This window comes from Marinospirillum sp., assembly GCF_014859565.1.
In genome coordinates this window covers 1-13,933 of the sequence record NZ_JACUUA010000082.1, presented here as the reverse complement: position 1 = coordinate 13,933, position 13,933 = coordinate 1, and the positions used below count along the sequence as shown (strand labels likewise).

At 49.1% G+C, this 13,933-nt stretch carries 9 protein-coding genes and 2 pseudogenes; all 11 read left to right on the top strand.

The window, feature by feature from the left end; translation table 11 throughout:
• Positions 1 to 1,261: glyceraldehyde-3-phosphate dehydrogenase (locus IBX50_RS11280; RefSeq protein ID WP_292255917.1), on the top strand; the 1,261-nt coding region annotated here is incomplete at its 5' end.
• Positions 1,262 to 1,366: 105 nt separating this feature from the next.
• Positions 1,367 to 2,281, top strand: coding sequence for a LysR family transcriptional regulator (locus IBX50_RS11275; RefSeq protein WP_292255915.1), 915 nt, complete (start codon positions 1,367 to 1,369; stop codon positions 2,279 to 2,281).
• A gap of 105 nt (positions 2,282 to 2,386) precedes the next feature.
• Positions 2,387 to 3,948 (top strand): annotated as a pseudogene (locus IBX50_RS11270) (Re/Si-specific NAD(P)(+) transhydrogenase subunit alpha).
• Positions 3,949 to 3,961: 13 nt separating this feature from the next.
• Positions 3,962 to 5,251, top strand: a pseudogene (locus IBX50_RS11265) (NAD(P)(+) transhydrogenase (Re/Si-specific) subunit beta).
• 126 nt (positions 5,252 to 5,377) lie between these two features.
• Positions 5,378 to 6,757 (top strand): ribulose-bisphosphate carboxylase, encoded by a 1,380-nt coding sequence (locus IBX50_RS11260; protein WP_292255913.1) that lies wholly within the window; start codon positions 5,378 to 5,380, stop codon positions 6,755 to 6,757.
• A 79-nt stretch (positions 6,758 to 6,836) separates the two neighbouring features.
• Positions 6,837 to 7,658 (top strand): CbbQ/NirQ/NorQ/GpvN family protein, encoded by an 822-nt coding sequence (locus tag IBX50_RS11255; RefSeq protein ID WP_292255911.1) that lies wholly within the window; start codon positions 6,837 to 6,839, stop codon positions 7,656 to 7,658.
• On the top strand, positions 7,658 to 9,922 hold the full coding sequence (locus IBX50_RS11250; protein ID WP_292255909.1) for a VWA domain-containing protein: 2,265 nt from the start codon (positions 7,658 to 7,660) through the stop codon (positions 9,920 to 9,922). The genes IBX50_RS11255 and IBX50_RS11250 overlap by 1 nt, the downstream gene beginning before the upstream one ends.
• A 155-nt stretch (positions 9,923 to 10,077) precedes the next feature.
• A complete protein-coding gene (locus IBX50_RS11245) occupies positions 10,078 to 10,848 on the top strand; it encodes an HAD-IA family hydrolase (protein WP_292255907.1) in 771 nt (256 codons plus the stop codon).
• On the top strand, positions 10,805 to 11,893 hold the full coding sequence (locus IBX50_RS11240) for a class 1 fructose-bisphosphatase (RefSeq protein ID WP_292255905.1): 1,089 nt from the start codon (positions 10,805 to 10,807) through the stop codon (positions 11,891 to 11,893). Before IBX50_RS11245 ends, IBX50_RS11240 begins: the two co-directional genes overlap by 44 nt.
• Before the next feature lie 25 nt (positions 11,894 to 11,918).
• Positions 11,919 to 12,797, top strand: coding sequence for a phosphoribulokinase (locus IBX50_RS11235; RefSeq protein WP_292255903.1), 879 nt, complete (start codon positions 11,919 to 11,921; stop codon positions 12,795 to 12,797).
• A 71-nt stretch (positions 12,798 to 12,868) separates the two neighbouring features.
• The gene (gene gap, locus IBX50_RS11230) at positions 12,869 to 13,864 is read left to right on the top strand and encodes a type I glyceraldehyde-3-phosphate dehydrogenase (RefSeq protein WP_292255902.1); all 996 of its coding nucleotides are present in this window, start codon (positions 12,869 to 12,871) and stop codon (positions 13,862 to 13,864) included.
• Positions 13,865 to 13,933: the final 69 nt, after the last annotated feature.

The following is a 13,933-nucleotide window of genomic DNA, read 5'->3' as shown; positions in this document are numbered from 1 at the left end:
TGAAGAGCTGGATGTGCGTGACACCCATCTGCTGCTGGAAACCCTGCTGAAGCTTAAGCCCGGCCCAGCGCATGTGGATATCGGCAAGCTGGCGGCACAGTTCCGCAAGCAGGGTGGCGGTGATATGGAGGCCTTCCTGCAGGCAGTAATGGGTTCCGTGCTGGGTAAGCATAAAGATGCTGACCTGGGTGGTGATCCGCAGGATGTGGTGCTGTATGGTTTTGGCCGTATTGGTCGCTTGGTCGCCCGTATTCTGGTTGAAAAGGCCGGTGGTGGCAGTCTGTTGCGTCTGCGTGCGGTGGTAGTGCGTGGTGGTAAAAACGGTGATCTGGAAAAACGTGCCAGCCTGCTGCGTCGTGATTCGGTACATGGTCCTTTTAACGGCACCATCACCGTGGATACAGAAAACAAGGCCTTAATTGTTAACGGCAACTACATCCAGTTTATCTATGCCAACTCCCCGGAAGAAGTGGACTACACCACTTACGGCATCAGCAATGCACTGGTGGTGGATAACACCGGTATCTGGCGTGATGACAAGGGTCTGGCTCAGCATCTGGCTTGTAAAGGCACATCGCGGGTATTGCTGACTGCACCCGGTAAAGGTGACATCAAGAACATCGTTTATGGCATCAACCACGGTGATCTGACCGAAGAAGACAAAATCATCTCTGCAGCCTCCTGTACCACCAACGCCATAGTACCGGTTCTGAAGGCGATGAATGACCAGTTTGGTGTGGTCAGCGGTCACGTTGAAACGGTTCATGCTTACACCAATGACCAGAACCTGATCGACAACTTCCACAAGGGAGATCGTCGTGGTCGTTCTGCGCCACTGAACATGGTATTAACCGAAACCGGTGCAGCCAAGGCTGTTGCCAAGGCGTTGCCGGAGCTGGCAGGTAAACTGACTGGTAATGCTATTCGTGTACCTACTCCCAACGTCTCCATGGCCATTCTTAACCTGACGCTGGAAAAAAGCACCGATGTTGAAGCATTGAACAAGTACCTCAGCTGGTCAGCACTCTACTCTCCAATGCAGAAACAGATCGATTTTATCGACTCTCCGGAAGTAGTTTCTTCTGACTTTGTGGGTAACCGTCACGCCGGTATTGTGGATGGCAAGGCCACCATTGCCAACGGCAAACAGGTAGTGCTTTATGTCTGGTACGACAATGAGTTCGGTTACAGCTGTCAGGTGGTGCGTATCCTGCAGGATATTTCTAACGTGAAGTTCCCCTACTTCCCGGCAGATCGTTAAGCAAGCAGCCTTAGGCACCCTGTGACAGGGTGCCACTGGTTAAAAAGCCTGCCCTGATTATAATCAAGGCAGGCTTTTTTTATTCCCTTGGAAAATAATAATAAGATGAATTATCACTATTCCTTAAAGCAGTTAAAAACCTTCCTGCAAGTGGCACGGTTACAATCCATTTCTCAGGCTGCCGAGGTTTTGCATGTAACCCAGCCTGCTATTTCCATGCAGATCAAACAACTGGAAGAGACTTTTGGTATTGCCTTGTTTGAGCCTCAAGGGCGCAATATTCGCCTCACTCCGGCGGGTGAGGATTTTAATCACCACTGCCAGAAGGTGATGGCCAGCCTGAAAAATCTGGAAGCAGTCATGTCCGAGCATGCCGGTTCCAAACGTGGGCAGATTAATCTGGCCATTGTTAGTACGGCCAAATATTTCACCCCGGAAATACTGGCTGCTTTTAACCGCAAGTATCCTGATATCAAGGTCAATTTGTTTATCGACAACAAGGAGGCCGTTTTTAAACAACTGGAAAGAGCTGAGGTTGACCTGGTGATTTCCGGTCGAGTGCCAGCTCATCTGGATTGTGAAAAAGTAGCCTTTGCCAAAAATCATCAGAGTTTTGTGGCCCACCCTGATCACCCTCTGGTTGGTCAGAAGACCGTCAGTTATCAGCAGCTGGCTGAACAACCCTTTATTATTCGTGAGCAAGGCTCAGGAACCCGGGATGCAGTTGAACAGCTCTTTACTCGTCATCAGGTGGAATTTAAGGCGCATCTGGAGTTTCCCAGTAATGAAGTCATCAAACATGCTGTGATGGCCAATATGGGCATTTCTTTTTTATCCCAAAGTACCATCAGTACAGAACTGCGCCATGGGTACCTGAAAACTCTGCAGGTCGAAGGCCCTGAATACATCAGTCAGTGGCAACTGGCTCACCTGAAAAGCAAAATCCTCTCACCAGCGCTGCAAGTTTTTAAACAGTTTTTGCTGGAAGAAGCGGCGCTGATCCTCAACCAAAAACACTGACACATAATAAAAAACTGATCAGTTCATCAAAAAGTGTGAGTATACATAATAGCTTCGCTCGCTAGACTCTTCTTATAAAAACAAGTGTTTAGAAGAGGTGAGTCTATGAAAGTTGCGGCGCTCAAAGAAACCTGGCCCGGTGAAGCTCGGGTGGCTATGACCCCCGAATCAGCTCTGGCTCTGCAAAAGCTAGGGCATGACTGCCTGCTGGTAAGGCCGCTGGTTTTAAGGATGATGACTACAAGCAGGCTGGTGTCAGACTGGTTCCCTATCGCGATCTGCTGATTCCTCAGGCTGATGTGCTGCTGGCTGTGCGTACCCCGGATGAAGCAGAACTGAAAAGCCTCAAGCAGGGACAAACCCTAATCTGCTTTTTCTGGCCTGCAGAAAAAAAGCAGTTGATGGAGCAGCTCAAGGGTCAGGGTATCACCCTGATTGCCATGGATCAGATTCCCCGTATTTCTCGTGCCCAGAAGATGGATGCCCTGTCTTCCATGGCCAATATTTCCGGGTATCGAGCCGTTATTGAAGCCGGTGCTCAATTTGGTCGCTTTTTTACCGGCCAGGTCACTGCAGCGGGCAAAATTCCGCCTGCCCGAGTGCTGGTGATTGGTGCCGGTGTGGGTGGTCTGGCTGCGATAGGTGCCGCCGCCGCTCTGGGTGCTCAGGTTAAGGCTTTTGATGTACGGCCAGAAGCTGCCGAGCAGGTGGAAAGTATGGGTGCTCAATTTCTGCTGCTGGACTTTGAAGAAAGCCAGGACAGCTCAGAGACCGGTGGTTACGCCGCACCTTCCAGCCCAGAGTTTCGTGCCAAACAACTGGCCTGTTTTCGAGAAGAAGCCCCAAAAACCGATATTCTGATTTGTACCGCTCTGATTCCCGGTCGTGATGCACCGCAGCTCTGGTTAAAAGATATGGTTGAAGCCATGCCACCCGGCTCGGTGATTGTTGATCTGGCTGCTGAAAGGGGAGGGAACTGTGAACTGACACTGGCCGAACAAACAGTGGTGACCCGCAATGAAGTCAGCATCCTGGGTTATACCGACTTTCCCAGCCGTATGGCACGGCAAAGCTCCACTCTTTATGCCAATAATGTCTATCACCTGCTGGCTGATCTGACCCCTGAAAAAAATGGTCTTTTGCGCCATCACATGGATGATGACGTCATTCGCAGCGCCACCGTGGTACACCAGGGTGAAGTCACCTTTCCACCGCCACCTCTGAAGATTCAGGCTATAGCTGCAGCGCCTAAAGCCAAAAACAAAAGCCGTGAAGAACTGGCCAGGGATAAAAAAGCTCAGGAGCAGGCGGATTTGTTTTCAAAACTGAAACTTCACCTGCGGCTGCTGGTGTTTGGAGGTGCCCTGATGCTGTTGCTGGGTCAGGTGGCTCCAACCAGCTTTATGCAGCACCTCATTGTTTTTGCCCTGGCTTGTTTTGTGGGTTTCCAAGTGATCTGGAGTGTTAATCATTCCCTGCACACTCCGCTGATGGCGGTGACCAATGCCATTTCCGGCATCATTGTTTTGGGTGCCATCCTACAAATTGGTTCGGGTAACTGGCTGGTGGTTCTGCTGGCTGCCCTGTCCATTTTTATGGCCACCATCAATATAGTGGGTGGTTTTATGGTCACTCGTCGCATGCTTGCCATGTTTCAGAAATCTTAAGGGGAGCTGAATTATGCTAGGTCAGGGTTTTGTTGCCTCAGCGGTTATTTCTGCCTGTGTGCTTTTTATTCTTTCTCTGGGCGGTTTGAGCAATCAGGAAAAAGCCAAAAGAGCGGTTTGGTATGGCATTTTTGGTATGTTCCTGGCGGTCTTTTTCACCGCTGCAGGGCCGGGTATTGGTCATTATTGGTTAATATTACCCATGGTGGCTCTGGGCTCGGTGATTGGTTTTCAGCTGGCACGCCGGGTGGATATGACCGAAATGCCACAACTGGTGGCGGCGCTGCATAGTTTTGTGGGTCTGGCTGCTGTTTTTGTCGGCTTAAATGCAGAAATGGAGCGTGCTCGGGTGATGGCCGCTCGGGCGGCGGGCGAAAGTTTGGAAGGTTTTTCTGCTTTTGCAGCCTTGGTGGCGACCAAAGCACCGGATGAGTTGATATTCCTGCAGATCGAGGTGGTACTGGGAGTCTTTATTGGTGCTGTCACCTTCACAGGTTCCATCATTGCTTTTGGCAAGCTGGCCGGAAAGGTCAAGGGTCAGCCTGCACAATTACCGGGTGGGCATCTGCTTAATGCTGCTGCTCTGGTGGCCTCACTGGTCTTGGCAATTGCCTACCTGAGCGGTTCCGGGATCTGGGCGCTGTTGTTGATTGCACTGCTGGCTTTTTTTATTGGTTATCACCTGATAATGGGGATCGGTGGGGCGGATATGCCCGTAGTGGTGTCCATGCTCAACAGCTATTCTGGCTGGGCTGCTGCCGCCATAGGTTTTACTCTCTCCAATGATTTGCTGATAGTTACAGGTGCATTGGTGGGTTCTTCAGGTGCTATTCTCAGTTATATGATATGCAAAGCCATGAACCGCAAATTCATCAATGTCATTCTCGGTGGTTTTGGTGGTTCCAGTGGTTCTGCCTAGGTGATGGAAGGTGAGCAGGTGGCGGTTGATGCAGCAGGTGTAGCTACAGCACTGAAAGAAGCCCAGAGTGTCATACTGGTTCCGGGTTATGGTATGGCTGTGGCTCAGGCTTCGGTTTCACAACTGGTTCAAAAGTTAAAAGCAGCAGGTAAAGAGGTGCGTTTTGGTATCCATCCGGCTGCTCAGGAAGATCCAAACAGCCCAATTGCCGGGATGCCAGTACTGGAAGTCTGGAAAGCCAAACTGGTGGTGGTTTCCAAACGGGGGCAGGGTACGGGTTATTCCGGTATAGAAAATCCACTGTTTTACAAGGAAAATACCCGTATGCTGTATGGAGATGCCAAAAGTTCCATTGATCAGTTGTTACCCTTGCTGGATGCTTGACAGCCAGGTACTTAAAAACTGAAAGCATAAATTTAATCTTATCATTTATAAAATATTTATTAATTTACATTATATGTTGGCTGGCTAGAATGGTCAGTATCACAACAACAAAGCAAGGGGTTACTCATGGATCAATCACAACGTTATGCCCGTCTCGATCTGGATGAAGACACACTGCTTAAAGAAGGCAAGCATATTCTGGCCGCTTATAAAATGAAGCCAAAATCAGGTTATGGTTATCTGGAAGCAGCAGCCCATTTTGCAGCGGAATCCTCCACCGGCACCAATGTTGAAATTTGCACCACTGATGACTTTACCCGTGGCGTGGATGCCCTTGTTTATCATATTGATGAAACCACAGAAGACATGCGTATTGCCTATCCAATTGAATTATTTGATCGCAATATTCTGGATGGCAAAACCATGCTGGTTTCTTTCCTTACTCTGGCGATTGGTAATAACCAAGGTATGGGTGATATTGAACATGCCAAGATGATTGATTTTTATGTGCCTCCGGGCATGCTCGATTTGTTTGATGGCCCTCAGGTTAATATCGAGGACATGTGGAAAATTCTGGGTCGCCCGGAAAAAGATGGTGGTTATATTGCCGGTACTATCATCAAACCCAAACTGGGTCTGCGCCCTGAGCCTTTTGCTAAGGCAGCTTATCAGTTCTGGCTGGGTGGTGACTTTATCAAGAATGATGAACCCCAGGGCAACCAGGTTTTTGCACCGATGAAAAAAACCATACCTCTGGTGGTGGATGCCATGAAGCGGGCTATGGATGAAACTGGCCAGGCCAAAATTTTCTCAGCTAATATCACCGCTGACTGGCATGATGAAATGATTGCCCGTGGTGAATTTATTCTTGAAGCCTTTGGTGAGCATGCCAACAAAGTTGCTTTCCTGGTGGATGGTTATGTTGGTGGTCCGGGTATGGTGACCACGGCCCGACGTTATTTCCCCAATCAGTTTTTGCATTACCACCGTGCGGGTCATGGTGCTGTGACTTCACCTTCATCTAAACGCGGTTACTCAGCTTATGTGCTGGCTAAAATGTCGCGCCTGCAAGGGGCTTCCGGTATTCATGTGGGCACCATGGGTTACGGCAAGATGGAAGGCAGCAAGGATGATAAGGATATTGCTTATATCATCGAACGTGACTCCTTCCAAGGTCCGGTATACTTTCAGGACTGGAAGGGTATGAAGGCAACCACTCCGATTATTTCCGGCGGCATGAATGCCTTGCGTCTGCCAGGCTTCTTTGAAAATCTAGGTCATGGTAACGTCATCAACACAGCAGGTGGGGGTGCTTACGGCCACATTGATAGTCCTGCTGCGGGTGCCTTGTCATTACGCCAAGCTTATGAGTGCTGGAAAGCAGGGGCAGACCCCATTGAATGGGCGAAAGAGCACAAAGAGTTTGCCCGCGCTTTTGAATCCTTTCCGCATGATGCCGATCAGATTTTCCCCGGCTGGCGCAATAAAATTACCAGTCATCGTTAAACAGCACTGTGTTCTGCAGCCGGTCATAACTGGCTGCAGGTTGCAGTGACCCGCTCATGACCAGTTGTGGACTCTCAAGATGCCCAAGCCACTTGATGCCTTTTTTATACATCAGCAGCCTTTTTATGAACCTCTGGCTGATGAGGTGGCGCAATATCAGGCGGCCTACCAGCAAAAAATGCCGGTGATGCTCAAGGGACCCACTGGCTGCGGCAAAACCCGTTTTGTTGAATACATGGCCTGGACGTTGGGCAAGCCCCTGATCTCGGTGGCCTGTAATGAAGACATGGCCGCCAGCGATCTGCTGGGACGCTTTCTTCTTAATGAACAGGGTACTCAATGGATTGATGGCCCTCTGACCTTGGCTGCTCGTCACGGTGGTATCTGTTATCTGGATGAAATTGTGGAAGCTCGTCAAGACACTACGGTAGTGATCCACTCTTTAACTGATTATCGCCGCCGGATTCTGCTGGATAAAATTAATGAACTGGTGACAGCTCACCCGGATTTTCAATTGGTTATTTCTTATAATCCGGGTTATCAAAGCCTGATCAAGGAATTAAAACCTTCCACCCGCCAGCGGTTTGTGGCCTTTGAATTTGATTACCCACAAGCGGCCAAAGAAGCTCAGATTGTTCATCAGGAAACCAGCTTGCCCCTGACTCAGTGTGAATTACTGGTGGCAGTGGCTCATGCCGGACGACGCTTAAAAGGGCAGGGCCTGAGTGAAGGTATTTCCACCCGCTTGCTGGTGAATGCGGCACATTTAATTCAGCAGGGCATTAATTTTGAACAATCCTGCCAACTGGCCATGATTGCCCCAGTAACAGATGACCCGGAAATTCGTGGCACCCTGGAGCATGCTGTCCGGGCCCTGTTGCCACCGGCAAGGAATGCCTGATGTTGCCTGCCGGTGAAAATTCCACTCACCAGGAAGCCTGGCAAGCCCTGAACTGCCACTTTAAAGATGTGGAACAAGCGTTTCCTGAGTGTTGGCAGCAGGCTGTTGCCAAAATACCTGTAGCGGCTCGCCAAGATTATCTTCAATTGGCCGGTTTTCTGGGTAAAACCGGGCGCGGCAGTGAGATGCTGCTGGTGTTCCTGCAAGTTTGGCCGAGTGTTTACCCGCATTTTCAGCAATCAGGTCTTGAGACTTTAAAAACTCTGCTGGAGCCGCTGTGGAAAACCCCTAACTGGAAAGCCCTGCCGATTTTTTTCAGGCAGTTGCCAGAGTTAATGGCTATCCAGCTTAACAGTCAGCAGTTGCAGCAAGTGGTGCAATCCTGTCTGCAACTGGCTGAACGCACGACACCCAGTATTCATGGTGGTCAGCCGCTGGGTTCTAGTGAGTGTCTGCTGGCGGTGATTCCTCGATTGGGTTTTGTGCTGAGCAGGATTCCGTTGGAAAAACTGGAATCCTGGTTTAATTCAGGCATTCATTTGAGTGGCAAAGATCCATCTACCCAGAAGGCCTACTTTTCTTTGCAAAGCCCGGAAAGCCGTCTGTTTTTGCAGCGTCTGCGAAGTGGAGTGCTTTTTCATGATCACGAAAAAAGCCTGACCAGTTATTTAAAAGCTCTCTGGGACAGTGAAGCAATTCTGGTGGCTTACCCGACATTGCGACCGGATGAGGAAGCCACCCCGCAGCAAGCTTATATGGATGTGGATGGCATTCGCCTGCCGGATTTTGTTGAGAGTACTTCCACCGCGGATGGTCTGGATTTGTATCGCCTGATGCTGGCGCATTTGCTGGCTCATCAAAAATATAGCCAGCCTAGGTTTGCCGATAATCTGAGTCCGCTACAACGCACAACCATTGAAAGTTTTGAAGATATCCGCATGGATTTGCTGCTGTTAAAAAAGTATCCGGGGCTGACCGGACTGATTGCACGCCTGCACCCGCAAGTGAAGGAAGAAACCCTAGCGAACCCCAAGGCTTCACGCGTTCTGCAAAGATTAAGTTTTTTGTCTCACTTGTTACTGGTGCCTGGCAGCCAGACTTCCATTGCACTGATGCAGCACTTTGTTGAGCGTTTTTGTGAAGTGTTTGTGAACGATCCCCTGAATCAGGACGCTTTTGTGGATCTGGCACTCAACTTTGTCACTCAGACCCGCAGTGGTCAGGATCAGCAGGCAGAGGTTGCTTTTGCCGACACCCGGATTCCCTGGCGTGATGATAATCGGCACCTATGGGTTTTTATCGAAGAAGGTGATGAAGAAGAAAGTTTCAGTGACCCCAGAACATCCAAAAAATCACTGGATGGTTTGCCTGCACGCCTTTACCCGGAGTGGGATTATCAGTTGCAAGATTACCGCCCAGATGAAGTGAGTCTTTACGAAGCCCTGGTGCCAACAGGTTCACCGAGCAAGGTGGAAGGCTACCTGGAACGCAATGCAGGCTTGATCAAGCGCATTACCCAGTTGATAAACCGTCTGAAACCCCAGAACCCGCAGCGCATTCGGCACCAGGAAAAGGGTAATGAACTGGATACTGATGCTCTGGTGCGCACTTGGTTGGACATAAAAAACGGCAATCTGGCCAAAGACCGTATTTATCTGAATACCCAAAATGAAGGACGCAGCCTTGCAGTTTTGTTGTTGCTGGATCTTTCTCACTCCCTGAATGATCGGCTGCCGGGTTCTGCTACCAGTTTGCTGGAGCTTAGTGAAGAGGCGGTGGCTCTGTTGTGTTTTGCTGTGAGTCAACTGGGTGACTCCATGGCAATTGCCGGGTTTAACTCCAATACCCGTCATCAGGTGCGCTACCACCATATCAAAGGTTTCAGCGAGCCTTGGGGGGCGACTGTGAAAGGTCGGCTGGGTAACCTCGAAGCTTCTTATTCAACACGTATGGGTGCCGCACTGCGTCATGCAGGCCAGTATCTGAACAGACAGACCGCCGACAGGAAAATACTGCTGGTTTTGAGTGATGGGCAGCCTTCGGACATTGATATTCAGGATGATCACTACCTGATTGCTGATGCCGCCAAAGCCATCCAGGAGCTAAAATCCTGCGGCATTAATAGTCATGCCATTCATCTGGATGCCCTGGGTGAGGACTGCATGCAAGCCATCTTTGGGCATCATTATTCCTTGATTAAAAAGGTGGAATGTCTGCCCGTACAGTTGCCGTCGATTTTCCTTTCTCTGACCAAGTCCAGTTAAAGCCTCCTCTCGATAGTCTTACAGTCTGTCCTTATAAATATAAGAAAAAAATGATGGTTATTCGATATTTTATTAATTGTTTTTTATATCTCTCCTGTTTTAGGCTCAAGGTATGCCTGAGAAAAAATAAAAAATGAATTAACAGGAAACCCAAGATGCTTAAAGCGATAATTTTTGATGTGGATGGCACCCTGGCTGACACCGAAAGCTATCATCTACAGGCTTTTAATAAGGCTTTTGCTCATCTCAATATAAATTGGTACTGGGATGAAGAAACCTACACAGATCTGTTGCAGATCACCGGCGGTAAAGAGCGGTTACTGCATTACTGGTGCACCTATCACGAAGATGATTATGAACGCCAGACTTTGGATGCGATCAAGCATCGAATAACCACCCTGCATCAATTAAAAACGGCTTTTTATACTCAGCTGGCGAGTAATCCAGGTATTCCTTTGCGCCCTGGTATTAAGGAATTGATCATTAATGCCCATCAGCAAAATATTCAGTTGGCCATTGCTACCACCACCACACCCGACAATATTGCTGCGCTTTTGCAGAAACATTTTGGTACTTATTGGCAGGACTACTTTGTTGTTATTGAAGATGCCTCAACGGCTGAATTAAAAAAACCCCATCCCCAGGCGTACCTCCAGGCACTGGAACGTCTTGGACTTCCAGCCAGCAACTGTCTGGTTATTGAAGACAGTCGTAACGGTTTTTTGGCTGCTCAGGATGCAGGCCTGGAGGTGGTTATTACACCCACTCGTTTTACTCGGCATCAGCATTGTTCTGGCGCTTACATGAGGATCCACAACCTTACCCGTCCTTTGGCCTGTTTACAGGACTGGCAACAAGACTTTCAGAAAAAGGATCAAGGCTATGCAAATACTAAAAAAAACAACTTTGACGCAATACCTTATTGAAGAAAGGCGTCGTTACCCAGATGCCGATGGACAGTTTAATGCCTTAATCCTTGATGTGGCTCTGGCCTGCAAGGCCATTTCCGCTGCAGTGGCTCAGGGTGAACTAGCGAACCTGCATGGCAATTATCAGGAAGGTGATGGCGAAAGTATTAATATTCAGGGCGAAACCCAGAAAAAGCTGGATGTACTTTCCAACGACTACTTTATTCAGATGAATGAATGGGGTGGCAACCTGGCCGGAATGGCCAGTGAAGAAATGGAAGCACCTTACCAGATTCCGAAACACTACCCCAAGGGCAAGTATCTACTGGTTTTTGATCCCCTGGATGGCTCCTCCAATATTGATGTTAATGTATCCATTGGCAGTATCTTCTCCATTCTTCGGCAGAAAAATCCGGCGAAAGATCAGGTCTGTGATGAGGACTTTTTTCAGCCCGGCAACGAACAAGTAGCTGCCGGTTATGCCCTTTATGGACCAACCACCATGCTGGTACTCAGTGTTGGTCAGGGAGTGGTGGGTTTTACTCTCGACCGGGTATTAGGTGAGTTTATGCTGACGCATGAAAAGATCACCATTAACCCGGACACTCAGGAGTTTGCCATCAATGCGTCAAACAGTCGCTTCTGGGAGCCACCGATCAAGCGTTATATTGCTGAGTGCCTGGAAGGGGAAACTGGGCCACGTGGCAAGAATTTTAATATGCGCTGGATTGCCAGTATGGTGGCAGAAGCCCACCGTATCCTGATGCGTGGCGGGGTGTTTATGTACCCCAGAGACAACAAAGACCCCAGCAAGGCTGGCAAGTTGCGATTGCTGTATGAAGCTTGCCCGATCGGTTTTCTGATCGAACAAGCCGGTGGGCGTATCAGTACCGGTCGAGCACCCCTGCTCGAAATCCAGCCAGACAATCTGCATCAGCGTATTGGGGTGATTCTGGGTTCAAAAAATGAAGTTGAACGTATAGAGGCCTATCACCAGGAAGATTTGAACGAGGAAACAGATGCCAGCCCACTCTTTGGCAACAAAGGGCTTTTCCGGGAATAACAACAACAAAAACCGAGGTGCAACTATGTCTGCCAAGTATCCCATTATTGCCATCACTGGATCATCAGGAGCCGGCACCAGCTCAGTGAAGGACACTTTTGAAAATATTTTTCGTCGTGATGGTGTTCGGGCTGCAACCATCGAAGGTGATAGTTTCCACCGTTATGACCGGGAGGAAATGAAAATAAAACAACAAGAACAGGAGGCGGCGGGTAACCACAACTTTAGCCACTTTGGTATGGATACCAACCTTCTGGGAGACCTGGAAAAACTTTTCCAATCCTTCAGTGAAACCGGTCAGGGTCAGCGTCGTTGTTATTTGCACAATGAAGAAGAAGCTGAACCCTATAACCTGAAGCCGGGCACTTTTACGCCCTGGGAGCCACTGCCAGACAATACCGAACTGCTTTTTTATGAAGGCCTGCACGGAGCGGTTAAGAATCAACAATTTAATATTGCCCAGTATCCGGATTTGCTGATAGGTGTGGTTCCGGTCATCAATCTGGAGTGGACACAGAAAATCCTGCGGGACAAGAGTGCTCGTGGTTACTCAACCGAAGCTGTTACCGATACCATTCTGAGGCGTATGCCGGATTATGTGAATCATATCTGCCCCCAGTTTTCCAACACCCATGTTAACTTTCAGCGGGTGCCCATGGTGGATACCAGCAACCCTTTTATTTCCCGAGAAATTCCCTCCGCGGATGAAAGTATGGTGGTGATACGTTTTGCCAAACCCAAGGGGATCGACTTCCAGTATCTGCTTAATATGATCAACGGATCATTTATGTCACGTGCCAATATTCTGGTGGTGCCTGGCGGCAAGATGCAGCTGTCCATGCAACTGATCTTTACACCCTATATCCGACGTATGATGGAGAAAAGGCGGCAAGCACTGTGGTAGGCCAATAGATAATATTCAATAGAATTTATAAACAGTTTAACCTAATAAAAACAATATAAGGAAACATCCCTATGATTAAAGTAGGTATTAACGGTTTTGGCCGTATCGGTCGCATGGTATTCCGTGCTGCAGTAACCCGCTTTCAGGAAGACATCCAGGTGGTTGGTATTAATGACCTGCTGGATCCTGATTATCTGGCCTATATGCTGCGTTATGACAGTGTACATGGTCGTTTTGCAGGTGATATCACCGTTGAAGGTGACATCCTGATTGTTAATGGTCAGAAGATCCGACTGACTGCCATCAAAAATCCTGCTGACCTGGCCTGGGGTGATCTGGGTGTGGATGTGGTGATTGAATCCACCGGGCTGTTCCTGACCGAGCAAACCGCTTCTGCCCACCTGCAGGCGGGTGCCCGCAAAGTGATTCTTTCTGCACCCAGTCAGGATGCCACTCCCATGTTTGTTTATGGGGTTAACCACCAGAGCTACAACGGGCAAGCCATTATCTCCAATGCTTCCTGCACCACCAACTGCTTGGCTCCCGTAGCCAGTGTGCTGCACCGCCACTTTGGCATCAAACGGGGTCTGATGACCACTGTACATGCAGCAACCGCCACCCAGAAAACCGTGGATGGGCCTTCAGTAAAAGACTGGCGGGGTGGTCGTGGCATTCTGGAAAATATCATTCCTTCTGCTACGGGTGCAGCCAAGGCGGTTGGTAAAGTGATTCCGGAGCTGGACGGCAAACTGACTGGTATGGCTTTTCGGGTGCCAACCTCCAATGTGTCCGTGGTTGATCTGACTGTGGAGCTGGCAAGAGACACCGATTATCAGGAAATTTGCCGCCTGATGAAACAAGCCAGTGAGCAGGAGTTAAAAGGGGTTCTGGGTTACTGCGAAGATGAAGTCGTTTCCACAGACTTCAGAGGTGAGGTCTGCACCAGTGTTTTTGATTCCAGAGCCGGTATTGCGCTGGACAATAATTTTGTCAAGGTGATCGCCTGGTATGACAACGAGTGGGGTTATTCCAACAAGTGTCTGGAAATGGCACGTGTCATTGCTTAAACCACCGGGAGAAAACCATGACTTCACGTTTTGATCGCGCCAATGCCATTCGCGCACTGGCCATGGATG